The sequence below is a fragment of the Streptomyces sp. NPDC102514 genome, from assembly GCF_055584525.1.
The window spans coordinates 53,303-76,632 of sequence record NZ_JBVJLW010000007.1 but is presented as its reverse complement, the minus strand read 5'-3'; the positions used below and the strand labels follow the sequence as shown (position 1 = coordinate 76,632).

Sequence of the window (23,330 nt, the reverse complement as noted above, 5' to 3'; positions counted from 1 at the left end):
TTCTCGGACGACGCCGGGCGCAGCTCCCGGCCGTCCGCCAATGATCAGCCAGCAGCCGCTGCAACCACAGGGAGCGTTGTGTCCCGTCGCCTGTTCACCTCGGAGTCCGTGACCGAGGGTCACCCCGACAAGATCGCTGACCAGATCAGCGACACCATCCTCGATGCGCTTCTGCGTGAGGACCCGTCCTCCCGGGTCGCCGTCGAGACGCTCATCACGACCGGCCTCGTACACGTGGCCGGCGAGGTCACGACCAAGGCCTACGCGCCGATCGCGCAGCTCGTGCGCGACAAGATCCTCGAAATCGGCTACGACTCCTCGAAGAAGGGCTTCGACGGCGCGTCCTGTGGCGTGTCCGTGTCGATCGGCTCTCAGTCCCCGGACATCGCGCAGGGCGTCGACACCGCGTACGAGAAGCGGGTCGAGGGCGATGAGGACGAGCTGGACAAGCAGGGCGCCGGCGACCAGGGCCTGATGTTCGGCTACGCGACGGACGAGACCCCGGAGCTGATGCCGCTCCCGATCCACCTCGCGCACCGCCTCGCGCGCCGCCTCTCCGAGGTCCGCAAGAACGGCACGATCCCGTACCTGCGCCCCGACGGCAAGACCCAGGTCACCATCGAGTACGACGGCGACAAGGCGGTCCGGCTGGACACCGTCGTCGTCTCCTCGCAGCACGCGTCGGACATCGACCTGGACTCGCTGCTCGCGCCCGACATCCGCGAGTTCGTGGTGGAGCCCGAGCTGAAGGCGCTCCTGGACGACGGCATCAAGCTGGAGACCGAGGGCTACCGCCTCCTGGTCAACCCGACCGGCCGCTTCGAGATCGGCGGCCCGATGGGCGACGCCGGTCTGACCGGCCGCAAGATCATCATCGACACCTACGGCGGTATGGCCCGCCACGGTGGCGGCGCGTTCTCCGGCAAGGACCCGTCCAAGGTCGACCGCTCCGCCGCGTACGCCATGCGGTGGGTCGCCAAGAACGTCGTCGCGGCGGGCCTCGCCTCCCGCTGCGAGGTCCAGGTCGCCTACGCGATCGGCAAGGCCGAGCCCGTCGGCCTCTTCGTCGAGACCTTCGGCACCGCCAAGGTCGACGCGGAGAAGATCGAGACGGCCATCTCCGAGGTCTTCGACCTGCGCCCGGCCGCGATCATCCGCGACCTCGACCTGCTGCGGCCGATCTACTCCAAGACCGCCGCGTACGGCCACTTCGGGCGCGCGCTGCCGGAGTTCACCTGGGAGAAGACGGACCGCGTGGACGCCCTGCGCAAGGCGGCAGGCCTCTGACCTCCCGCCTCCGCGCTCACGCGCACACGGCGGAGGCCCAACTCCTCCGCCGCACGGCTTGCACCGAGACCCGGCCTTCCCGCCTGAGGGGGGCCGGGTCTCGGCGTTTCAGGGCTCCGGCTCGGCCGGTGGTTCCTCAGGGACGGGCGGGGTGTCACCGGCCTCCTCGTCGTCCTCGGGCGGTTGCGCCGGGCCGAAGCGACGCCTGAGTTCGTCGACGACATCCGACTTGTCATGTGCGCGGGCCAGATTCATGAGCCGTTCGGCGAAGAGGTCCAGATCCGGATCGGCAGGCGCGAAGCCGAACCACGTCAGGAACGAGTCGAGCGAATCGAAGGAGCCGGAGGTCGCGTCCGGCGCCGCTCCGTTGCTCGACGCAGGGGTGCCCGAGCCGGGCGTCCACTGCCATCCGGGCGGCGCGTTCCGGTCGCCGTCGGCCTCGGCGTACGGTGCGACGGGCGGAGACACCAGATGCTCGAAGACCGGCGCCACGTTCTCGTTGTTCGCCGCGGCCGACAGCTGGGCGAGCAGCCCGATGCGGTCGACGGCTCCCTCGACCTGCTGGTCGTTCCGGGAGAGCCACCACACCACGGCCGTACCCGGGTCCTTGAGCACGTCGTCGCCCAGATAGGCCCGCTTGCTCCGCTCGTAGTTGCGTTCGTGCTCCCAGACGTCCTCGTCCTTGCGGACATTGGAGAGCTTGACGAGCCGTTCCCGGTCGAGTTCGGGGAGGCTGAGCGAGACGTCCTGGGCCATCGCCGTGATGCGACCACTGGCGTCCGGGCGCATGATGCCCAGCACGCCGTCGAGCTGGTGCTGTACGAAGGCGCTCCGGTCGGGCGGCTGCTGGGCGGTCAGCACGCGTGCGCGCTGGAGCACCGCTTCGACGGCCAGGCCCGCGGGGTTGATGTACGGGGCGTCGTCCGCCGCGTCCAGTACCAGCCATCGCACGGTGGCGGAGAAGGAGAAGTCGTAGTCCGCGACGGAACTCGGCAGGGCGACATGCGTGATGCGCTGCTCCTGGCGCTGCGGCTCCGGGAACTGGAGGTCGGGGTCCGGCCCGAACTCGCGTGGGAAGGCCTCCCGCTTCGGAGTGAGCATTCTGTGCGTCACCAGCGCGATGACCAGCAGAAGCGCGGCAGCCGTGGGCCAGGCCCACAACGGCCAGTCGGTGCACAGTCCGAGGATGACGAGGACCAGCCCCAGAATGACGGTGACGAAGAGTGTCATCGCCTTGCGACCAGAACTCATGACGGCTCCCGGCGGCTCATGATGTCTCCCGATGACTCACGATGTCCCCCGATCTCGATGCCGGACGGTGTACTCGTAGGGGTGTGGGTAGGGCTCGATGCCCTGAGCGGCATTGATCTTCCGCAGCAGGCAGCCGACGACGTCCTCGCGCACCTCGGCCTGGCGTGGGTCGGCGCGCTGCCAGTCGAGAGCGACGCGGTAGAGCTGACCGGACACGCGGCTGTCGGCCGTGCAGGCCGCGACGAGAACTTTCAGTACGCACTCGCTGCGCCGGTGATCGGCGCACGCGTCGAGCCACCGGCGGACAGCCGGGGACCAGGAATCGACGGGCCGCCGCAGCGCCGCGCTCCAGCAGACGGTGAGCGACTCCCGCACCGTGCGGGATTCGACGAGTCGTACGGGGTCGGCGAGGGCCAGGAACAGATCGATGTCCGCTGCCCACTGTTTCTGAGTGATCCCCGCACCCAGACGGTCCAGCATGCGGCGGTGGAGCCGGTCGTCGCTCCGCGCCAGCCGTGTCAGCGCCTCCCGGGCGCGCACCCCGGTCGGACCCTGGGTTCTGCGGGCCAGATGGTGAAGCCTGACGAGCGCCTGATCGGGGTGCGAGCGGGCCATGGCCTCGGAGCACACGACGATCAGCACCTCGCGCAGACCCGCGCTCGTCTCCGCGCTCTTCGACCATTCGTAGATCTGCTGCCGGAACGAGCGCCCGTGGCGGTCGTCCTCCAGTCCGAGAGCCAGTACTTGTGCCGCGTCGGCCACGAGATGAGCCCGGGCGCCGCGCTGCGTCCACTGCTGTGCGAGCCAGCCCAGATCCTCCGGGCGTCCGGTACGCAGACTCTGTTCGGCGAACCTCTCCACAGCCTGCGACCGGTCGGGCTGGGTGAGGGCGGGTTCGGCCAGACAGGTCCTGAACCAGTCGCGCAACTGCCGGCGGATGTCCGGCAGGAAGGTCCAGAAGTGCTCCCGTACAGCGCTGTCGTAGCCGGTGCGCCGGAACCACACTCGGCCGTCAGGACGGGTCTCGGCGCCGATCCCCTCGAACTCCGCGTGGAGATCGGCGCGGTCGAGCCGGGGAGCGGGGTCCGGTGGATGGCTGAGGACGTCCAGCAGGGTGTTCGTGGCCTGGAGCACGGCCCCCGGAGTGGTGCCGTGGAACATCGCGAGGGACAGCATGAGCGCCCTTCGCCGGCCACCGTGCTCCGTGGAGGTGTCCGCGGCGACCCGCGCGCTCTGGTCCTGCTGACGGGACAGGGACGCCGAGAGCCAGACGGGGAAGCCGCGTTCGGCGCCCGCGGTGTTCCGGCCGTGCTTGATGCGGTCCGCCAGCTCCGCCACGCCCCGCATGGGCGCGTGGGCCAGGTAACCGGCGAGGCTCCGACCACTCAGCTCCTCCGCCGACGGCGCGATGTCCTCGCACCGCAGATGACGGGCCAGCACCCGCTTCGCGGACGGGCGGCCGATCTCCACGGTGAACCGGCGCAGGTCGCTCCGGAGGAGGTAGCCGAGGTGGTGCGGCAGTACCACCGCGAGATGGGCGTCGTGACCGAGGAGGCTGCTGCGGAAGTCGGACAGGACCTGCTGAACGGCCACGTAACGCGACTCGTCGGCCTCGGAGAGGTCCAGGAGAAGCCGGTCGCCGTCGTTGATGTCCTGGGCGTCGAGAGGCGAGACGGTGCGGTCGTCGGCCGTGTCGGGCAGTTCATGGAGGCTGCCCCGGCTCCCGGACAACTCGTGGAGCAGCATGAGGGCCGCCGTGCGCCGGCCGCTTCCCGGGAGGCCGTCGACGAGCACCGTGTGGGAGCGGCCCAGTTCCTCGCGGGCCCGCTGCAGGCGCGGAGGCGGGACGAACCGCTGATCGAGGTGATTGCGGTCGCTCTTCGCGATGGCGAGGCGCAGCCTGCCCGCCCGCTCCTGCAGCCGTGACGCGGCAGCCTGCAGATGGACGGACAGGTTGAACTGGGTCCCCGTACCGCTGTGTACCGAGCCGTGCGCCTCGTTGACGTACGAGCCGATCGTCTCGCTCACTGCTGGTCGCCCCCGCGCGGAGCCCTGGGCCCGAACCGTTGACGGATGCCGCCGCGGTTGTCCCCGGCGACGTGGTTCGTCCCGTCGCCTTCGATGCGTGGGCCTTCGTAGACATCGCCCCGGCCTGTGTGCAACGGACCGTGCGTGTCGTTCACGAAGGTGCCGACGGAGCCGCCGACCTGGCCGATTCCACCCCTCTGATGATCGTTGCGGACCGTCGGATCCGGCTGCGGCTCGGGCTCCTCGGCGGCGGTGGCGGTGGGGCCGGTGTGACGGTCCAGCGCCGCCAGTCCGGGCACCTGTCGTACGAGACGGTCGCCGAGCCCCGTCAGATCCACGTCCAGGGTGTGCAGGTCGAGGCGTGAGTACTGGCACTCGGCGAGCTCGGCCATCGAAGCGGGCAGGCGGTGCGGATCGAGCTGCTCCACCTGGCGGCCGATGAGCAGGGGGATCACCAGGGCTCCGGAGGACAGCGCCTCCTCGATCTCACGTCGCACCCAGTCCTTCGGATCGTCCAGCGCCCTCTTCGCAGGCTCATGCTGCTGGGGCGCGTCGAGCCAGTGCTCGTCGATGACCGCGAGGAGGACGCGGCTGCGCCGGGCCGCCCGGTCCAGGGTCTCGGTGTAGTTGTCGCCCGGGTCGATGGACTTCCGGGCGAGGAACACACTGTCCGGGCCGAACCGGGCGGACAGCTTCTCGTCGCACATGTATGCCACGGGCTTGCCGCTCTTGGTCCGGTAGTTGATGAAGATCTCGTGCATGCGTCCCCCTAGGAAGCGGTGTGGAAGGCCAGTGAGGAGGTCAGTTCCGGTGTGAGCGCACGCACCGAGGGATGGCGGGCGTGCCGCCCGAGCGTGTGCGAGAGGCGGCGCAGGTCCGCGCAGACGGTGGCGGAGCGGATGAGCCGCACCGAGGGCAGGATGTCGGCCGCGACCTCGCAGGCCTGGTCGACATCGCCCGCCGCGGCGTGGGCGAGCGCCCGCCGGACCCCGTACCTGGCCCGGGTTCGCAGGGCGTGCTCCGGAATCCGCCGGATCTCGGCGCCGAGCGATTCGGCGGCCTGCCGCGGGCGGCCGAGGTCGTACAGGCACCAGCCCGTGAACATCGAGACGACATCGGGTACGTGGGAGGCGCCGAGCACGGGCCGGCCGGGATCCGCCGCGTCCCGTTCGAGCAGCTCACGGGCCCGGTCCAGACTGCGCATACAGGCGTCGTAGTCGCCTTCGACGGCCTTGCTCTGCGCCAGATGCTGGGCCGCGAGACCGCGGACACGGGGCGGTGCGGTGCTCTCCAGGGCGCGGGTGGCGAGCTGGACGGCCTGGGCGACGTCTCCCCGGTACAGGCTGATCAACGAGCCCCGGACATGTGCGTACATGGCCAGACCGGTGTCCTGGCCCGCGTTCGCCAGCTGCACCGCCCGCTCGGTCCACCACAGCGCCGCCGCGTCGTCGCCGCCCTCCTGCGCCATCCACCCCGCGTACTCGGCGTACCGCGAGGCGAGGACCAGGAGGGACCGTCGTGTACGGGGGCCGGAGCGCAGCGCCAGCTGCTCCAGGCTGTGGGTCTGCGCGATGAGCGGTGGCAGCACGCCGGCCGGTCCCGAGGCCTGGCCGAGGCGCCGGAACTGGTCGAACATCAGGCGGGAGGCGTCCACGACCGTCTCGGCCCCCTCCTCGACCGAGGGCTGCGACAGTGGATCACCCGCTCCCATGGTGAGTACGGACGCGGCTCCGGCGACCATGACACCGCGCCGGGTCACCGGCCGGAACGAGCTCGAACCGTCCTTGCCCAGTTGCATCAACCACACCTCATCGTCGTGATCGGGACGGATCAGTGGCGGCCGAGAGCGCACGACGGGGACGAGCTCCGCCAGCGCGCCGTCGGCCCTGAGGTGGGTGTCGCACAGTCGCGCCAGCTCCGGTGTCGGGCGCTTGAGCCCTCGTTCCACCTTGCTGAGCTGGCTCTTGCTGTAGTGCACGCGTTGTCCGAGCTGTTCCAGTGACCACCGGGCGGCCATGCGCCGCCTGCGGAGTTCCTGCCCGAAGTCGTGCGACTGCTCCGACACTTCGACCTCCGTCACTCACCGGCCGACAGCCGTTGAGTGCCGCGCATCAGCGTGCGACCGGACGGCTGGGCCGAACAAGGCGAATAGGGGGTTTCCCGTTTCCTCCTCCGGAGGGAAGCCGATCTCGGGTGGTGTGTCGAGGGAGGCGTGTCGGGCAGTGCTTCGGGGTGTTCGTGGTGTGTGGGTGGGGTGGTGGCGGGCGGGTGGGGGTGTCAGTGCGGTCTGGTAGGAATGCTGCTGTGAGCAGCGACGACGGGCAGACGGGTGGCGGGGCCGACGGGGCGCCGCCCGAGCAGCTTGCGTTGATCCGGGATGCCGTGCGCAAGGCGCCGCGGGCCAAGCCGCGGACCTGGCGCGGGGCCGCGGTCGCCGGGCAGCTGCCCGTCGCGCGGGTGCTCGTCGACAAGGGCGTGCTGCATCTCGACCGGTACTTCGACTACGCCGTGCCCGAGGAGCTGGACGCCGACGCCCAGCCCGGGGTGCGGGTGCGGGTGCGGTTCGGGGCCGGGCGGCACCGGGTGCGGGAGGGGCGGCGCGAGGGCGGCGGGCTGATCGACGGGTTCCTCGTCGAGCGGCTGGCCGAGTCCGACTACTCGGGGCCCCTGGCGGCCCTCGCCCAAGTGGTGTCGCCGGAGATCGTGTTGAGCGAGGAGTTGCTCGGCCTCGCGCGCGCCGTCGCCGACCGGTACGCGGGAAGCCTGGCCGACGTACTGCAACTGGCCGTCCCGCCGCGCAACGCCCGCGCCGAGGGGAAGCCGTCCCCCGAGCCGCTGCCCGTGCCCGAGGCGCCTGCGGTGGGGTCCTGGGCCAGGTATCCGCGCGGGCCCGCCTTCATCGAGTCGCTCGCGGGCGGGGGGGCACCCCGGGCCGTGTGGAACGCGCTGCCGGGGCCCGGCTGGGCCGAGGAGCTGGCGCGGGCCGTCGCGGCGACGCTCGCCTCCGGGCGCGGCGCACTCGTCGTCGTGCCCGACGGGCGGGCCGTCAGCCGGGTGGACGCGGCCCTCACCTCGGTGCTGGGGGAGGGGCGGCACGCCGTGCTGACCGCCGAGGCCGGCCCCGAGAAGCGGTACCGGCAGTGGCTGGCCGTGCGGCGTGGGTCCGTACGGGCCGTGGTGGGGACCAGGGCCGCGATGTTCGCGCCCGTGCGTGATCTGGGGCTCGTGGTCGTCTGGGACGACGGGGACGGCAGCCACAGCGAACCGCACGCCCCGCAGCCGCATGCCCGCGAGGTCCTGCTGCTGCGGGCCGCCCATGACAAGTGCGCCTTTCTGCTGGGGAGTTGGAGCTGCACCGTCGAGGCCGCGCAGCTCGTCGAGAGCGGCTGGGCGGCTCCGCTCGTCGCCGAGCGGGAGCAGGTGCGCGCGGCGGCTCCGCTCGTACGGACCGTCGGCGACCAGGACCTCGCGCGCGACGAGGCGGCGCGGGCCGCGCGGCTGCCCACCCTCGCCTGGCAGGCCGTGCGGGAAGGGCTGAAGACGGGGCCCGTACTGGTACAGGTTCCGCGCCGGGGCTACGTACCCCGCATGGCCTGTGCGCAGTGCAGGGCGCCTGCACGGTGCCGGCACTGTGCCGGGCCGCTGGAGGGGCAGGACGCCGGGGGGCTGCAGTGCGGGTGGTGCGGCCGGGAGGAGAACAGTTGGCACTGCCCCGAGTGCGGGGGGTTCCGGCTGCGGGCGCAGGTCGTGGGGGCGCGGCGGACCGCCGAGGAACTGGGGCGCGCGTTCCCGGCCGTCCCCGTGCGGACCTCCGGACGCGAACAGGTGCTGGACACCGTGCCGGGGACGCCCGCGCTCGTCGTCAGCACGCCGGGCGCGGAGCCCGTGGCCGAGGGCGGCTACGCGGCGGCGCTGCTGCTCGACGGCTGGGCGATGCTCGGACGCCCTGACCTGCGGGCCGGCGAGGAGGCGCTGCGGCGGTGGATCGACGCGGCGGCGCTGGTACGGGGGCAGCCGGACGGCGGGACCGTGGTGGTCGTGGCCGAGCCGACGCTGCGGCCCGTGCAGGCGCTGGTGCGCTGGGACCCGGTCGGGCACGCCGTGCGTGAACTGGCCGAGCGGGCCGAGCTGGGGTTCCCGCCGGTGTCGCGGATGGCGTCCGTGTCCGGGACCGCGGAGGCGCTCGCCGGATTCCTCGCCACGGTCGAACTGCCCGGCGAGGCCGAACTGCTGGGACCCGTGCCGGTGGCTCCGGCGGACCCGGGGCGGCCGAGGCGGGCGGGGGCGCCGCCGCCCGGCGAGCTGTGGGAGCGGGCGCTGATCCGGGTGCCGCCGGGGAAGGGGGCGGCGCTGGCGTCCGCGCTGAAGCATGCGCAGGCCGCGCGGATGGCTCGCGGGGGGAGCGCCCGTGGAGGGAGCGGTGGGAGCGGTGGGAACGGAGGCAGTGGGGGTGGCCGGGGTGGCGGCGGGAGCGAAGCGGTGCGGATCCGGATCGATCCGCCCGACATCGGGTGACCTGCGCGGACCAGGGGAGACGGGGGAGATGGCGGAGAGGGGGAGACGGGGGAGATACGCGTCTGCCCCCGAAGTTCTCGGGGGCAGACAGGGGACCGCTTCGAGGGCGGTCCGGTGAGGGCGTCAGCCGTTGCGCGGGCCGGGGAACGCGTTCGGCCTGGCCTCCTCGCGGAGGGTGGGGCTGCCCGCCGTCGGCTGGGTCGGCAGCGGCATGGGCATCGGCATCGGCATGGAACGGGCGGCCGGGACCGTGGGGATGCCGGTGTTGACGCCGACCGCGCGGGTTCCCGACGGCTCGGTCGCGCGCTCGGCCTCCGCGGCGGCCTGGGCGGTCGCCCGGCGGGCGCCGTAACGGCGGTGCACCGCCTGTTTGGTGACGCCGAGAGCCGAGCCCACCGCGTCCCACGAGAAACCCAGTGAGCGGTCGAAGTCCACGGCGGCCGTGACCAGGGTCTCGACGCTGTCCCGCAGCTCCTGGGCGAGGCGGACGGTCGGAGCGGGAGCGCGTCCGTAGACGACGAAGCCCGTGGAGGGGCCGGAGCGGCGCGGGCGGTAGACGTTGCCCAGCTGGGCTGTCAGCGTGCGCAGTGCGTCCACCTGCCGGCGGACCCGCTCGATGTCCCGCACCAGCAAGTGCAGGCTGGCCCGAGCCTGGGCGTCGTGGGTTGCGTGGTCGGCCATGAACAAGCCTCTCGAACCGGCGTTGAAAAGGACCGGGCCGCGAGTGCGGCCCGTTTTGGTCAACTCTTTCTTGACCAACGCGTTTCGGGGTGAGTGGTCACGCACCAGGGGCGTGGAGGCATATGCGTACGCCCCCGGCGGTCGGTTCGGGGGTACTTCGGGTGAGAGTTCCGGCTGCGGGTCCGGTGGGAGCCGGTCGCGCAGTTCCCCGCGCCCCTGGGAGCCGGGCCGCGCCCCATAGACTGGTGCGCTGCCCGTTGTGAATTCGACCGAGAGGCCGACTGCCACCCATGAAGCTCGTCTTCGCCGGTACCCCCGAGGTCGCCGTTCCCGCTCTGGACGCCCTGATCGCCTCCGGGCGGCACGAGGTGGCCGCCGTCGTCACGCGGCCCGACGCGCCCGCCGGACGGGGGCGCAGGCTCGTCGCGAGCCCCGTCGCCCAGCGCGCCGAGGAGGCCGGGATCGAGGTGCTCAAGCCCGTCCGGCCGCGGGACGAGGACTTCCTCGCGCGGCTGAGGGAGATCGCCCCGGACTGCTGCCCCGTCGTGGCGTACGGCGCGCTGCTGCCGCGGGTTGCGCTCGACATCCCCGCCCACGGGTGGGTCAACCTGCACTTCTCGCTGCTGCCCGCCTGGCGCGGGGCGGCGCCCGTGCAACACGCCGTCATGGCCGGCGACGAGATCACCGGGGCGTCCACCTTCCTCATCGAGGAGGGGCTCGACTCCGGGCCGGTGTACGGGACCGTCACCGAGGAGGTGCGGGCCACCGACACCAGCGGGGATCTGCTGACGCGGCTCGCCTTCGCCGGGTCCGGGCTGCTCGCGGCGACGATGGACGGGATCGAGGACGGCACGCTCAAGGCCGTGCCGCAGCCGGCCGACGGGATCACCCTGGCTCCGAAGATCAGCGTCGAGGACGCGCATGTCGACTGGGCCGCGCCGGCGCTCCGGGTCGACCGGGTCGTACGGGGGTGCACGCCGTCGCCCGGGTCGTGGACCGTGTTCCGCGGGGAGCGGTTGAAGCTGATCCAGGTCGTGCCGGTTCCCGAGCGGACGGATCTTGCGCCGGGGGCGTTGGTGGTCGGGAAGAACAATGTGTACGTCGGTACCGGGTCGTACGCGGTCGAGTTGTTGTGGGTGCAGGCGCAGGGGAAGAAGCCGATGCGGGCGGCTGACTGGGCCCGGGGGGTTCGGATCGCCTCCGGCGAGGTGGTGGGGGGCTGAGTCTGCCGTTCCGCGGGTGGGACTGTTTTCGGCTGCGGGTCCGGTGGGGGCGGTTGCGCAGTTCCCCGCGCCCCTTGGGGGTGGGTGGGGGCCGGGGCCTTGAGGTGTGCAGGTCTGCTGCTGTGGGAGTCGCGCAGTTCCCCGCGCCCCTGGGGTGGGTGGAGGGGAGCCGGGCCTGGAGGTGTGTGGGTCTGCTGTGGTGGGGGTTGCGCAGTTCCCCGCGCCCCTGGGGGGGTGGAGGTGTGCGGTTCCCCGTGCGCCTGAGGGGGGCGTGCGCAGTTCCCCGCGTCCCTTTCGGGGCGCGTAACCTGGGGATGTATCTCTTCCCTTGAGCCGGAGCACCTTTTTCGTGAGTGAGCAGACTCGTCGGCCCCGTCAGCAGGGCAAGCCCTACCGTCGTCCCAAGAAGGACCCGGTCCGGATGCTTGCCTTCGATGCTTTGCGGGCGGTGGACGAGAGGGACGCGTATGCGAATCTCGTGCTGCCGCCCCTCCTGCGGAAGGCGCGGGAAGAGGGCGACTTCGACGGGCGCGACGCGGCACTGGCGACGGAGCTGGTGTACGGGACACTGCGCAGGCAGGGTACGTACGACGCCGTCATCGCCGCATGCGTCGACCGGCCGCTGCGCGAGGTCGACCCGCCGGTCCTGGACGTGCTGAGCCTGGGTGCGCATCAATTGCTCGGGACGCGGATCCCGACGCACGCCGCCGTGTCCGCGACCGTCGACCTCGCGCGGATCGTGCTCGGCGACGGGCGGGCGAAGTTCGTCAACGCCGTGCTCCGCAAGATCTCCCGGCAGGAGCTGGACGCCTGGATCGAGCAGGTCGCGCCGCCCTACGACGAGGACGCCGAGGACCATCTCGCCGTCGTGCACTCGCACCCCCGGTGGATCGTCTCGGCGCTGTGGGACTCGCTGGGCGGCGGACGCGCCGGCATCGAGGACCTGCTGGAGGCCGACAACGAACGGCCCGAGGTGACCCTCGTCGCCAGGCCGGGCCGTTCCACCGCCGCGGAGATCCTCGGTGAGGTCGGTGAGGAGACCGCGCTGCCGGGCCGCTGGTCGCCGTACGCGGTGCGGCTGTCCGAGGGCGGGGAGCCGGGCGCCATCGACGCCGTACGCGAAGGACGGGCCGGCGTCCAGGACGAGGGCAGCCAGCTCGTGGCGATCGCTCTCGCGAACGCGCCCCTCGACGGCCCCGACAAGGCATGGCTCGACGGCTGCGCGGGACCGGGCGGCAAGGCGGCCATGCTCGCCGGGCTCGCCGCCGAGCGCGGGGCCGTACTGCTCGCCTCCGAGAAGCAGCCGCACCGCGCCAAACTGGTCGCGAAGGCACTCGCCGGGAACCCCGGCCCGTACCAGGTCATCGCCGCCGACGGGACCCGGCCGCCGTGGCGCTCGGGGACCTTCGACCGCGTACTGATGGACGTGCCCTGCACCGGGCTCGGCGCCCTGCGGCGGCGGCCCGAGGCGCGCTGGCGGCGGCGGCCCACCGACCTGGACGGGTTCGCGCCGTTGCAGCGCGGACTGCTGCGCACCGCGCTCGACTCGGTGCGGATCGGCGGGGTCGTCGGGTACGCCACCTGCTCGCCGCACCTCGCCGAGACCCGGGCCGTGGTCAACGACGTACTCAAGGAGAAGGACGCCGAGCTGATCGACGCCCGCCCGCTCTTCGTGGACGTCCCGGCCCTGGGCGAGGGCCCGGACGTCCAGCTGTGGCCGCATGTGCACGGGACGGACGCCATGTATCTGGCCCTGATCCGGCGGACCGGCTGACCTGCCCGTATCCCTTCCGCACCCGCTGTGGGCCGGTCCGGGCTACTCCGGCGGGCCGCCCGGTCGTGAAGCCGGTTCGGCCGGGGATTCCGCGGCGGGCGCGGGAGGCGTCGGCGGGGCGGCCACGGGAGCGCCTCCGGTCTCGTGGGCCAGTCGGTTCGGCCACCAGATCTTCGGCCCCACGTCCAGGAACAGGGACGTCACCAGGACCGAGCGCACGATGAACGTGTCGAGCAGGACGCCGAGGGCGACCGTGAACCCGATCTCGGCGAAGGCGACCATCGGCAGCGTCCCCAGGGCCGCGAACGTGCCCGCCAGGACCAGTCCCGCCGACGTGATGACCGCGCCGGTCGCGGCGAGGCCCGTGACCACGCCAGGACGCGTGCCCTGGCGGGCCGCCTCCTCACGGATGCGGGTGGTCAGGAAGATGTTGTAGTCGATGCCCAGCGCCACCAGGAAGACGAAGACGAACAGCGGGAAGTCCGTCGTCTCGCCCGCGTAGTCGAAGACGTGCCGGAACGCGAGCGCGCTGATCCCCAGCGCGGCGGCGAAGGACAGCACCACCGTGCCGATCAGGAGCAGCGGGGCGATCAGGGCGCGGAGCAGGGCGCACAGGATCAGCAGCACCACGAGCAGCACCAGCGGGATGATCAGGATGTTGTCGTGGGTCGTCGCCCTGTCCATGTCCAGCAGAGCCGCCGTACCGCCGCCCACCCGGGCGTTCGCGTCCGGGACCGCGTGCACGGCGTCCCGTACCCGCTCCACCGTCCGTTTCGCGGCCTCGCTGTCCGCCGGGGCGGTCATGGTCGCCTCGAAGAGGACCCTGCCCTCGAACTCCGGTTTCGTGCCGGGCGGCAGGCCCAGGGAGTCCGGTACGATCCCGCGGGTGTCCGCGACCGCCCGCCCGACCTCCTCGGCCTGTTCGCGGTCGCTGATGACGACGAGCGGATCGCCGCTGCCCGCCGGGAAGTACCGCGCGGACACCTCCTGGCCGACGATCGAGTCGGGTTTGTCGGTGAAGGCGTCGGCGTTGCTGATGCCCTCCGCGCGCAACTGGATCAGGCCCAGCGACAGCAGCGCGAGCGTGGCCGCCGTGACGGCCCAGACGAGCCGCGGGCGGTGCGAGAAGCGGTTTCCCATCCGCGCCCAGACACCGCGCTCGGTCGGGTCCTCGGAGCCGAAGTGCGGGACCACCGGCCAGAAGATCCAGCGGCCGCAGATGACCAGCAGGGCCGGGAAGAGCGTCAGCATCGCGAACAGTGCCACGGCGACGCCGATGGCGGCGACCGGGCCGAGGCCGCGCGTCGAGTTCATCTCGGCGGCGAGCAGCACCAGCATGCTCAGGACGACGGTGGCGCCGGACGCGACGACGGCCGGGCCCGCCCGGTGCAGGGCCAGCGCCATGGCCTCGTGGCGGTCCTCGTGGCGGCGCAGCTCCTCCCGGTAACGGGCCACCAGGAGCAGGGCGTAGTCCGTCCCCGCGCCGAAGACGAGCACCGTGAGGATGCCCGCGCTCTGCCCGTTGACGGTCAGCCCCGCGTGTTCCGCGAGCAGGTAGACCAGCGCCTGCGCGGTGAACAGCGCGGCGACCACACCGATCAGCGGCACGATCAGCAGGGTCGGGCTGCGGTAGGTCAGCAGCAGCATCACGATGACGACGGTCATCGCCGAGAACAGCAGGGTGGAGTCGATGCCCTCGAAGGCCTCGGAGAAGTCGGCGGACGTGCCGCCCGGGCCCGTGATGTGCACGGCGAGGCCGTCCCCGCTCTCGCCGACGTCCGCCCGGATGGCGTCGACCGCGGGCGCGATGCGCTCCCAGCCCTTCTCGTCCATCGTGATCGGCACGGAGACCTGGGCCGCCCGCGGGGCCGGCCTCCGGTCGAACACGGGGCCACGGGTCTCCGCGCCGCGGATGCCGTGCGCGCGCAGTTCCTTCAGCTCCCGTACGTCCCGGGCGATCCGTACCCGGTCCTGTGCGGTGAGGCCGTCGGCGCGGGCGTACACGACGATCGCGGGGAGCTGTTCCGGCCTGAAGCCCTCGGAGGTCTGCAGGACTTGGGTGGACTCGGCGGAACCGGGCAGCCAGGAGGCCGCGTCGTTGTCCTGGGCGTCGGTGAGCTTCTGCGCGAAGGGTGCCATGACCACGAGCAGCACCAGCCACAGTCCCACCACGAGCCACTTGGACCGCCGGCCGCACACCAGCCTGCCGACACCCCGCCGCTGCTTTCCCCGAGATCCCTGAGAGTTCTGCGAGTCCCGTGAGACCTGTGAGTCCTGTGAGCTCCGAGATCCCTGAGGTTCCCGCGTTCCCTGCGCGTCCGTCATGGCCATCCCCGTAGCCGCTCATGGAGCCGGTGGGCCGACAAGGATGGCATGGGCCGTCCGGCCGGTGCAGCCCCCCGGACCGAACGAGTCGGTACATACCGACCGGTCCGGGCCGGGACCGGGGAGGCAACCTGCTCCGGGCATGGCAGGCTTGTGGCATGGCCGCGCAGATCAACCCCAGCATCCTCTCCGCCGACTTCGCCCGCCTTGCCGAGGAGGCAAAGGCGGTGGAAGGGGCCGACTGGCTGCATGTCGACGTGATGGACAACCATTTCGTCCCCAACCTCACGCTCGGCGTGCCGGTCGTAGAGTCCCTGGCACGTGCGACGGACACCCCGCTGGACTGCCATCTGATGATCGAGGACGCCGATCGGTGGGCGCCCCAGTACGTAGAAGCGGGTGCCGGCTCCGTCACCTTCCACGTCGAGGCCGCCGCCGCACCCGTGCGGCTGGCCCGCGAGATCCGCGCCAAGGGCGCCCGCGCCTCCATGGCGCTGAGGCCCGCGACGCCCATCGAGCCGTACGAGGATCTGCTGCCCGAGCTGGACATGCTGCTGATCATGACCGTCGAGCCGGGCTTCGGCGGCCAGGCGTTTCTCGACATCATGCTTCCGAAGATCCGCCGTACCCGCGAGTTGATCAACAAGCACGGTCTCGAACTGTGGCTCCAGGTCGACGGCGGGGTCTCCGCCTCCACCATCGAGCGCTGCGCCGAGGCGGGAGCCGACGTCTTCGTGGCCGGCTCGGCCGTCTACGGCGCCGCCGACCCCGCCCAGGCGGTACGTGCATTGCGCACGCAGGCCGAGGAGGCGACGGCCCAGGCAGCATGGGCATGCGGCCACTGAGCCAAGGGAACGTGAACGCCGCCCCTCAGGGCTGATCAAGTACGCCGGATCTGCAAGGATGAACGGCGAATCCAGAGTGTGAACAGCAGTGAGGAGATCGCCGTGTCGGGTATGTCGGCGGGCCGGTCAGCCATGCGGATGGGACCCGCTGAGCTGGTGCAGGCGGCGGCCATGGCCCGCCGCTTCTACCTAGAGGGCAAGTCCAAGATCCAGATCGCCGAGGAGTTCGGCGTCAGCCGCTTCAAGGTGGCCCGGGTCCTGGAGACCGCCCTCGAACGGGATCTCGTGAGGATCGAGATCCGTGTCCCCGCGGAGCTGGACGCGGAGCGCTCCGATGCGCTGCGCGCCCGTTACGGCCTGCGGCATGCCGTGGTCGTGGAGTCCCCGGCCGAGGCCGAGGAGTCGCCCGACCCGGAGAACCTCGGCGAGGTGGCCGCCGACCTGCTCGGTGAGCTGGTCGCCGAGGGCGATGTGCTCGGTCTCGCCTGGGGCCGTTCCACCATCCACATGGCCGCGGCGCTCGACCGGCTGCCGCCGTGCACGGTGGTGCAGCTGACGGGTGTCTACGACGCCGGGACGGCCGAGCGCGGCTCGGTCGAGGCCGTCCGCCGGGCCGCCCAGGTCTCCGGCGGCGACGCCCACCCCATCTACGCGCCGATGCTCCTGCCGGACGTGGCCACCGCGGCCGCGCTCCGCAGCCAGACGGGGATCGCCCGGGCCTTCGAGTACTTCGACAAGGTCACCGTGGCCTGTGTGTCCATCGGATCCTGGGAGGCCGGGATCTCGACGGTGCACGACATGCTCACCGAGGAGGAGCGCGCGCACTACGCGTCCCTCGGGGTCGAGGCCGAGATGTCCGCGCACCTCTTCGACGTCGAGGGCCGCCGGGTCGGGCGCGACCTGGGGGAGCGGTGCATCACCGTCGAGGCCGACCGGCTGCGGCGGATCCCCGAGGTCGTCGCGATCGCCGGGGGACAGTGCAAGTCGGGCGCCATCGACGCGGTACTGCGGTCCGGGCTCGTCACCAGCCTGGTGACGGACACGGCAGCCGCGGACGCGCTGATGACGACGGGTCCGACACCGCGTCCGGCCCTGGACCGGGCGGACCCCGACGGGCTCTGAGCCACCAGTCCCCCGGTGTGATCCGCCGGCCGTTCGACAGCGCGCCGTGAGGGGACGGCCGTGGCAGCATCGACGACATGCTGCTCCGGTCCGTCCCCCGCCTGTTCTCCGGGCTCCTGGTGTGCCTGATGGCCCTGCTGCTCGTCGGCTGCTCGTCCACGGACCCGGCCGGGAACGCGGCCGGCAGGACGGCCGGGGGGACGGACACCGCGACGGCCTCGGCCCCCGCGTGGGCCGACGGCATGGACACGGTCCGGGAGGCCGAGCTGCCCGCCGAGGCCCGCCGCACGCTCGCCCTCATCGACGCGGGCGGCCCCTACCCGTACGCCAAGGACGGCTCCGTCTTCGGGAACTTCGAGCGTGAGCTGCCGCGCCACGAGCGCGGCCACTACCACGAGTTCACGGTACGGACGCCGGGCGAGCGGGATCGCGGGGCCCGGCGCATTGTCACCGGGCGGGACGGCGAGGTCTACTACACCGATGATCACTACAACTCGTTCAGGGCGGTGCTGAGATGACGCACGACGAGCCGGGACGCGACCTGCCGGGCCGCCACGTGGTCACCCTGGACCTCGACGGGGTCGCGGACAAGGCGGACCTCATGGAGCGCTGCGTACGCGCCCTGGAGCTGCCCGAGTGGTTCGGCCGGAACTGGGACGCGCTCGCCGACAGCCTCGCCGACCCGTCCGTGTGGCCCGCGGCCGTCGGCGAACGGGGACTGCTGGTCCTCGTCACCGGCTGGCGGACGTACGCGCGCACCCGGCCCGACGAGTGGACGATCGCCGAGGACGTCTTCGCCCAGGCCGCCGACCGCACCCCGGCACTCACCGTCGCGCTGGCCCTCGGCGCCTAGGACGATCCCACAAACAGCCCCCTGACCAGCTCGGACGATCGACCCAGGGCGTGTACGCGGCCCCGCATGGGACAATGAAGTACGTGCTCTCCCTCGGGCTGTCCTGTCCGGGGGCCGCCTCTGATCGACTGGGATGTGCAGCACGTGCGTTTCCTCAACGACATCCAGCCCGCGTACGACCTGACGTACGACGACGTCTTCATGGTGCCGAGCCGTTCCGCGGTCGGCTCGCGGCAGGGCGTCGACCTGGCTTCGCCGGACGGCACCGGCACCACCATTCCCCTGGTGGTCGCCAACATGACCGCGATCGCGGGCCGCCGGATGGCCGAGACCATGGCCCGCCGCGGCGGCCTCGTCGTCATCCCGCAGGACATCCCGATCGAGGTCGTCACCGAGGTCGTCTCCTGGGTCAAGAGCCGGCACCTCGTGCTGGACACCCCGATCATCCTCGCCCCGCACCAGACCGTCGCCGACGCGCTGTCCCTGCTGCCCAAGCGCGCGCACAACGCCGGTGTCGTGGTCGACGGCGAGGGCCGGCCCGTCGGTGTGGTCACCGACGCCGACCTGAACGGCGTCGACCGCTTCACCCAGCTGTCCGAGGTCATGTCACGCGACCTGCTGCTGCTCGACGCGGACATCGAGCCGGGCGAGGCGTTCGACAGGCTCGACCACGCCAACCGCCGGTACGCCCCCGCCGTGGACAAGGACGGCCGCCTCGCCGGCATCCTCACCCGCAAGGGCGCCCTGCGCGCCACGCTCTACACGCCCGCCACCGACGCGAACGGCAAGCTGCGCATCGCCGCCGCCGTCGGCATCAACGGCGATGTCGCGGGCAAGGCCAAGCAGCTGCTCGCCGCAGGCGTCGACACGCTCGTCGTGGACACCGCGCACGGCCACCAGGAGTCGATGCTCTCCGCGGTGCGGGCCGTCCGCGGACTCGACCCCCAGGTGCCGATCGTCGCGGGCAACATCGTCGCCGCCGAGGGCGTACGCGATCTGATCGAGGCCGGCGCGGACATCATCAAGGTCGGTGTCGGACCGGGCGCCATGTGCACCACGCGCATGATGACCGGCGTGGGCCGCCCGCAGTTCTCGGCCGTCCTGGAGTGCGCGGCCGAGGCGAAGAAGCACGGCAAGCACGTGTGGGCCGACGGCGGAGTGCGGCACCCGCGCGATGTCGCCATGGCCCTGGCCGCGGGCGCGTCGAACGTGATGGTCGGCTCGTGGTTCGCCGGTACGTACGAGTCGCCGGGCGACCTCCAGCAGGACGCGAACGGGCGGCTGTACAAGGAGTCGTTCGGCATGGCGTCCGCGCGTGCGGTGCGCAACCGTACGTCGGAGGAGTCGGCGTACGACCGGGCGCGCAAGGCGCTGTTCGAGGAGGGCATCTCGACGTCGCGGATGTTCCTCGACCCGTCCCGGCCGGGGGTCGAGGACCTGGTCGACTCGATCATCGCGGGTGTGCGGTCTTCATGTACGTATGCCGGTGCGAACTCTCTTGCGGAGTTCGCGGAGCGGGCGGTTGTGGGCGTGCAGAGTGCTGCGGGGTATGCGGAGGGGCAGCCGTTGCATGCCAGTTGGAGCTGACGGCTCCGGCGGTGGGGGTGGGTGGGTGCGTGCGGGTTGACCGTGGCTGGTCGCGCAGTTCCCCGCGCCCCTAAAAGATTGCGCCGTTGCCCGCGCGCCTGAAGGCAAAAGATTGCGCCGTTCCCCGCGCCCCCAGGAGCGACGGGTTGCGTCGTTGCCTGCGCCCCTGGTGGGTGGTTCTGGGCGGTGCGCAATGAATGGTCGTCTCGTGGGGAAGTGCGCAACGATCTTGCGGACACGCGCATGGTTGCTGCATTACGGGTGGGAAGCCCGGGCTCATAGAGTCGTGCGCTGAGCGAAGTGTGGCGGGGACCCCGTGCACGGTGGTCCCCTCCGCGGGGCTGTCGTGGGGTCTCGCCGCCTCGACCGGCAGCGATGAAGGAGCCACCCGCGTGCACGACCACGGCGCACCACCGCAGTCCCGCAGTCGTCCCCCGTCCGCCGAGCCCGGCGGACGAGGCCTGATGCGCCGCAAGCCCGTGGAGACCCTGGTCGCCGAGGGCGGCCAGGGCGAGGGCGGCAGCCTGCGGCGCTCCCTCGGACTGTGGCAGCTGACGATGATCAGCATCGGCGCCACACTCGGCACCGGCATCTTCGTGGTGCTCGGCGAGGCCGTTCCGAAGGCGGGCCCGGCCGTCACCGTCTCCTTCGTGATCGCCGGACTCACCGCGCTCTTCTCCGCCCTCTCGTACGCCGAACTCGCGGGCACCATCCCGGTCGCCGGATCCTCGTACTCGTACACGTACGCCACCATGGGCGAGCTGATCGCCTGGATCTGCGGCTGGTGTCTCGTCCTGGAGTACGGCGTCTCCGTCGCGGCCGTGGCCGTCGGCTGGGGCGAGTACCTGAACGAGCTGCTCGACGGCACGATCGGCGTCACCATCCCGGACGCGCTCTCCGCGCCGCCCGGCGACGGCGGGATCTTCAACCTGCCCGCGCTGATCGTCGTGCTGCTCGCCATGGCGTTCCTGCTGGGCGGTGCCCGCGAGTCCGCGCGCGCCAACACCGTCATGGTCGTCGTGAAGATCGCCGCGCTGCTGCTGTTCTGCGTCATCGGGGTGCAGGGCTTCCGCTCCGGCAACTACGAGAACTTCATGCCGCTCGGCATGGCCGGCGTCAGCGCCGCCGGAGCGACCCTCTTCTTCTCCTACATCGGCTTCGACGCCGCCTCCACCGCGGGTGAGGAGGCCAGGAACGCCCAGCGCGACCTGCCGCGCGCGATCATGCTCTCCCTGATCATCGTGACCGCCCTGTACGTGCTCGTCGCGGCCGTCGCCGTCGGTGCCATGCCCTGGCGGGAGTTCACCGACTCGGAGGCCGCGCTCGCCGGGATCATGAAGGACGTCACCGGCGACGCCGTCTGGGGCACGCTGCTCGCGGCCGGCGCGGTCATCGCCATCGCGAGTGTCGTCCTGACCGTGCTCTACGGGCAGACCCGCATCCTCTTCGCCATGTCCCGCGACGGACTCGTGCCCAAGGTCTTCTCCCGCGTCCACGCGAAGAGCGGGACCCCGCGCGTCAACACCGTCATCGTGTCCTCGTTCTGCGGTGTCCTCGCCGCCGCGATCCCGCTCGGACAGCTCGCCGACGCGACCAGCATCGGCACGCTCTTCGCCTTCGCGCTGGTGAACGTGGCCGTCGTGGTCCTGCGGCGTACGCAGCCCGGGATGCCCCGCACGTTCCGGGTGCCGCTGTCGCCGTTCATGCCCGCGCTGGGCTTCGGCTTCTGCGTGTGGATGATGGGCAGCCTCGACACCGTGACCTGGGTGGTCTTCGGGGTCTGGATGGCTGTCGGGCTCGTGTTCTACTTCAGTTACGGCTATCGCCGCTCCCGTCTCGCCACTCCAGAGAAGTGATCCACCCGCAGTGCTGAACGATCTCGACGAACGTATCGTGCACGCCCTTGCCGAGGACGCCCGGCGCTCCTACGCCGACATCGGGCAGGAGATCGGACTGTCCGCGCCCGCCGTGAAGCGGCGGGTGGACCGGTTGCGGGCCACCGGGGCGATCACCGGGTTCACCGTGCGGGTCGACCCGGCGGCGCTCGGGTGGGAGACCGAGGGGTTCGTCGAGATCTACTGCCGCCGGAACACTTCGCCGGAGACGATCCAGCGGGGGCTGGAGCGGTATCAGGAAGTGGTGGCCGCTTCCACCGTGACGGGGGAGGCGGATGCGGTGGTGCAGGTGTTCGCCTCCGACATGCGGCACTTCGAGCGGGTGCTTGAGCGGATCGCGGGGGAGGCATTCGTTGAGCGGACGAAGTCCGTGCTGGTGCTTTCGCCGTTGTTGCGGAGGTTTTCTTCCGGGGCTCCGACGTGACGTTTCCACTGGGGGGCGTTGTTCGGCTGGGGGTCCGGTGGGGGCTGGTCGCGCCGTTCCCCGCGCCCCTTGAAGGCAAAAGATTGCGCCGTTCCCCGCGCCCCTTGGAACGGGCGGGCTAGCATTTGTGTGTGATCTGGCGACATTGAGTTAGACGTTGTGCCTCCCGAGGGCCGCCTCGGATGCCGTGTTTCGGCGTCCGGACTCTTCGTGGTTCTTTCGGGAAGGCCCCATGACACTCTCCTCCGCGCGGCGGCTGGCCGTCGTGCTGTACGGCTACGCGTTTCTCGACGACTTCGTGCTGCTCTATCCGGTGTACGCGCTGCTGTTCGCCGACAGCGGGCTCACCGTGTGGCAGATCTCCTCGCTCTTCGCCCTCTGGTCCGTCACCGGAGTCGTGCTGGAGATACCGTCCGGCGCCTGGGCCGACGCCGTCTCACGGCGGCTGCTCCTGTGGGTCGGGCCGCTGCTCACCGCCGCCGGATTCACGCTCTGGGTGCTCGTGCCCTCGTACTGGGCGTTCGCCCTCGGGTTCGTGCTCTGGGGTATCAAGGGGGCGCTCGGCTCCGGCGCGCTGGAGGCGCTGGTGTACGAGGAACTCGACCGGCTCGGTGCCGCCCACGGTTACGGACGGGTGATGGGCCGGGCCCGTGCGGCGGGGCTCGTGGGTGTGATGGCGGCGATGGGCCTGGCCGGACCGGTCTTCGCGTACGGCGGCTATCCGCTGGTCGGGGCCGCCAGTGTGCTGGCCTGTCTGCTGACGGCCGCCGCCGCGACACGGTTCCCCGAGCACCGGGCGGTGGGCCCCGGGGTCACGTCCGGCGAGGGACGGGTCGGGCCGCTGCGGGCCGGGTTCGCCGAGGCCCGCGGGGACCGGTCCGTAAGCGCCGCCCTCCTGCTCGTACCTGCCGTCACGGCGGTGTGGGGCGCGCTCGACGAGTACACGCCCCTGCTCGTCCAGGACACGGGGGTCGCCGAGAACGACGTGTCGCACTGGCTGATGCTGATCTGGGCGGGAGCGACCGTCGGCGGGCTGCTGGCCGGACCGGCACAGCGGCTGGGCAGGGGCGGGTTCGCCGGGATCCTGGCGGGCTCCGCGCTGGCGCTCGCCATGGGTGCGGGAGCGCGGACGCCGGCCGGGATCGGCCTGGTCGCGCTCGCGTTCTGCGGGTTCCAGCTGGCGAGCGTCATGGCCGACGTCCGACTCCAGGACAGCATCGAGGGAACCGGCCGGGCCACTCTGACCTCCGTCGCCGGGGTCGGCACCGACCTGGCCACCGTCGCCGTGTTCGGCGCCTACGCGGTGGTCGGGTCGGCGGCCTCGCACGCCACCGCCTTCGCACTGGCCGCGGTGCCCTACCTCCTCACGGCGCTGATCGTCGCCGCCGGGAGGCGCGCGGCCAGAACGCCGGAAGCCGCGGCACGACCGTGACGCCGGCCCGTCCGCCCCTCGCACCCGGCAGGTCGGAGGCGGTGATGACGCCGGAAACGTCCGATGACAGCTTTCGGGCCCGGCGCGC

At 71.9% G+C, this 23,330-nt stretch carries 18 protein-coding genes; 12 read left to right on the top strand and 6 right to left on the bottom strand.

Annotated features, from left to right (window positions below; translation table 11 throughout):
• Nucleotides 1–78 precede the first annotated feature (78 nt).
• A complete protein-coding gene (gene metK / locus ACZ60E_RS19240) occupies nt 79–1,287 on the top strand; it encodes a methionine adenosyltransferase (RefSeq protein WP_107019661.1) in 1,209 nt (402 codons plus the stop codon).
• A 108-nt stretch (nt 1,288–1,395) separates the two neighbouring features.
• Here the strand turns inward: metK and ACZ60E_RS19235 are convergent, their stop codons facing one another.
• Genes ACZ60E_RS19235 through ACZ60E_RS19220 form a run of 4 tightly spaced genes read right to left on the bottom strand, consistent with a single transcriptional unit; the run spans nt 1,396 to nt 6,631 of the window.
• Nucleotides 1,396–2,538: a hypothetical protein gene (locus tag ACZ60E_RS19235; protein WP_469441890.1), complete on the bottom strand. Its 1,143-nt coding sequence runs from the start codon at nt 2,536–2,538 to the stop codon at nt 1,396–1,398.
• A gap of 36 nt (nt 2,539–2,574) precedes the next feature.
• Entirely contained in the window at nt 2,575–4,566 is a 1,992-nt protein-coding gene (locus ACZ60E_RS19230; RefSeq protein ID WP_469441888.1) for an ABC transporter substrate-binding protein, read from the bottom strand.
• The gene (locus tag ACZ60E_RS19225; RefSeq protein ID WP_469441885.1) at nt 4,563–5,327 is read right to left on the bottom strand and encodes a toll/interleukin-1 receptor domain-containing protein; all 765 of its coding nucleotides are present in this window, start codon (nt 5,325–5,327) and stop codon (nt 4,563–4,565) included. The genes ACZ60E_RS19230 and ACZ60E_RS19225 overlap by 4 nt, the downstream gene beginning before the upstream one ends.
• Before the next feature lie 8 nt (nt 5,328–5,335).
• Complete coding sequence (locus ACZ60E_RS19220; RefSeq protein ID WP_384810118.1) at nt 5,336–6,631, bottom strand: helix-turn-helix domain-containing protein; 1,296 nt, start codon at nt 6,629–6,631, stop codon at nt 5,336–5,338.
• Nucleotides 6,632–6,870: 239 nt separating this feature from the next.
• Between ACZ60E_RS19220 and ACZ60E_RS19215 the strand changes: the two genes are divergently transcribed.
• Nucleotides 6,871–9,081: a primosomal protein N' gene (locus ACZ60E_RS19215; protein ID WP_469441883.1), complete on the top strand. Its 2,211-nt coding sequence runs from the start codon at nt 6,871–6,873 to the stop codon at nt 9,079–9,081.
• Between the two features lie 123 nt (nt 9,082–9,204).
• Here ACZ60E_RS19215 and ACZ60E_RS19210 read toward each other — a convergent pair whose 3' ends face one another.
• The gene (locus ACZ60E_RS19210) at nt 9,205–9,762 is read right to left on the bottom strand and encodes a hypothetical protein (RefSeq protein ID WP_385832679.1); all 558 of its coding nucleotides are present in this window, start codon (nt 9,760–9,762) and stop codon (nt 9,205–9,207) included.
• 290 nt (nt 9,763–10,052) lie between these two features.
• Between ACZ60E_RS19210 and fmt the strand changes: the two genes are divergently transcribed.
• Together fmt and ACZ60E_RS19200 are read left to right on the top strand one after the other, a co-directional pair.
• Nucleotides 10,053–10,985 carry a methionyl-tRNA formyltransferase gene (gene fmt / locus ACZ60E_RS19205; RefSeq protein WP_469441881.1) on the top strand — a complete coding sequence of 311 codons (933 nt, stop codon included), beginning with the start codon at nt 10,053–10,055 and terminating at the stop codon, nt 10,983–10,985.
• Between the two features lie 349 nt (nt 10,986–11,334).
• Complete coding sequence (locus ACZ60E_RS19200; protein ID WP_384810111.1) at nt 11,335–12,759, top strand: RsmB/NOP family class I SAM-dependent RNA methyltransferase; 1,425 nt, start codon at nt 11,335–11,337, stop codon at nt 12,757–12,759.
• Nucleotides 12,760–12,801: 42 nt separating this feature from the next.
• Here ACZ60E_RS19200 and ACZ60E_RS19195 read toward each other — a convergent pair whose 3' ends face one another.
• Nucleotides 12,802–14,898: an MMPL family transporter gene (locus tag ACZ60E_RS19195; protein ID WP_469442268.1), complete on the bottom strand. Its 2,097-nt coding sequence runs from the start codon at nt 14,896–14,898 to the stop codon at nt 12,802–12,804.
• Nucleotides 14,899–15,242: 344 nt separating this feature from the next.
• On the opposite strand from ACZ60E_RS19195, the gene rpe reads away from it, so the two are divergent.
• From rpe to ACZ60E_RS19155, 8 genes are all read left to right on the top strand, one after another.
• A complete protein-coding gene (gene rpe, locus ACZ60E_RS19190; RefSeq protein ID WP_055618141.1) occupies nt 15,243–15,929 on the top strand; it encodes a ribulose-phosphate 3-epimerase in 687 nt (228 codons plus the stop codon).
• A gap of 78 nt (nt 15,930–16,007) precedes the next feature.
• The gene (locus tag ACZ60E_RS19185) at nt 16,008–17,051 is read left to right on the top strand and encodes a sugar-binding transcriptional regulator (RefSeq protein ID WP_469441878.1); all 1,044 of its coding nucleotides are present in this window, start codon (nt 16,008–16,010) and stop codon (nt 17,049–17,051) included.
• Nucleotides 17,052–17,128: 77 nt separating this feature from the next.
• Nucleotides 17,129–17,569, top strand: a complete 441-nt coding sequence (locus ACZ60E_RS19180; protein WP_469441876.1) for a guanyl-specific ribonuclease — start codon at nt 17,129–17,131, stop codon at nt 17,567–17,569.
• Nucleotides 17,566–17,904, top strand: coding sequence for a barstar family protein (locus tag ACZ60E_RS19175; protein ID WP_469441874.1), 339 nt, complete (start codon nt 17,566–17,568; stop codon nt 17,902–17,904). The genes ACZ60E_RS19180 and ACZ60E_RS19175 overlap by 4 nt, the downstream gene beginning before the upstream one ends.
• Nucleotides 17,905–18,048: 144 nt before the next feature.
• Nucleotides 18,049–19,491 (top strand): GuaB1 family IMP dehydrogenase-related protein, encoded by a 1,443-nt coding sequence (locus ACZ60E_RS19170; RefSeq protein ID WP_469442266.1) that lies wholly within the window; start codon nt 18,049–18,051, stop codon nt 19,489–19,491.
• A 392-nt stretch (nt 19,492–19,883) separates the two neighbouring features.
• Entirely contained in the window at nt 19,884–21,347 is a 1,464-nt protein-coding gene (locus ACZ60E_RS19165) for an amino acid permease (RefSeq protein WP_453794874.1), read from the top strand.
• A 10-nt stretch (nt 21,348–21,357) separates the two neighbouring features.
• Nucleotides 21,358–21,810, top strand: coding sequence for an Lrp/AsnC family transcriptional regulator (locus ACZ60E_RS19160; RefSeq protein ID WP_384810101.1), 453 nt, complete (start codon nt 21,358–21,360; stop codon nt 21,808–21,810).
• Between the two features lie 232 nt (nt 21,811–22,042).
• Nucleotides 22,043–23,242, top strand: a complete 1,200-nt coding sequence (locus tag ACZ60E_RS19155; RefSeq protein ID WP_469441871.1) for an MFS transporter — start codon at nt 22,043–22,045, stop codon at nt 23,240–23,242.
• Nucleotides 23,243–23,330: the final 88 nt, after the last annotated feature.

Bases quoted from the DNA above. Each gene is read 5' to 3' on its own strand.
- ACZ60E_RS19195 (WP_469442268.1), bottom strand. From the start codon at position 14,898: ATGGCACCCTTCGCGCAGAAGCTCACCGACGCCCAGGACAACGACGCG.
- ACZ60E_RS19180 (WP_469441876.1), top strand. From the start codon at position 17,129: ATGCTGCTCCGGTCCGTCCCCCGCCTGTTCTCCGGGCTCCTGGTGTGC.
- fmt (WP_469441881.1), top strand. From the start codon at position 10,053: ATGAAGCTCGTCTTCGCCGGTACCCCCGAGGTCGCCGTTCCCGCTCTG.
- ACZ60E_RS19175 (WP_469441874.1), top strand. From the start codon at position 17,566: ATGACGCACGACGAGCCGGGACGCGACCTGCCGGGCCGCCACGTGGTC.
- ACZ60E_RS19225 (WP_469441885.1), bottom strand. From the start codon at position 5,327: ATGCACGAGATCTTCATCAACTACCGGACCAAGAGCGGCAAGCCCGTG.
- ACZ60E_RS19155 (WP_469441871.1), top strand. From the start codon at position 22,043: ATGACACTCTCCTCCGCGCGGCGGCTGGCCGTCGTGCTGTACGGCTAC.
- ACZ60E_RS19235 (WP_469441890.1), bottom strand. From the start codon at position 2,538: ATGAGTTCTGGTCGCAAGGCGATGACACTCTTCGTCACCGTCATTCTG.
- ACZ60E_RS19210 (WP_385832679.1), bottom strand. From the start codon at position 9,762: ATGGCCGACCACGCAACCCACGACGCCCAGGCTCGGGCCAGCCTGCAC.
- rpe (WP_055618141.1), top strand. From the start codon at position 15,243: ATGGCCGCGCAGATCAACCCCAGCATCCTCTCCGCCGACTTCGCCCGC.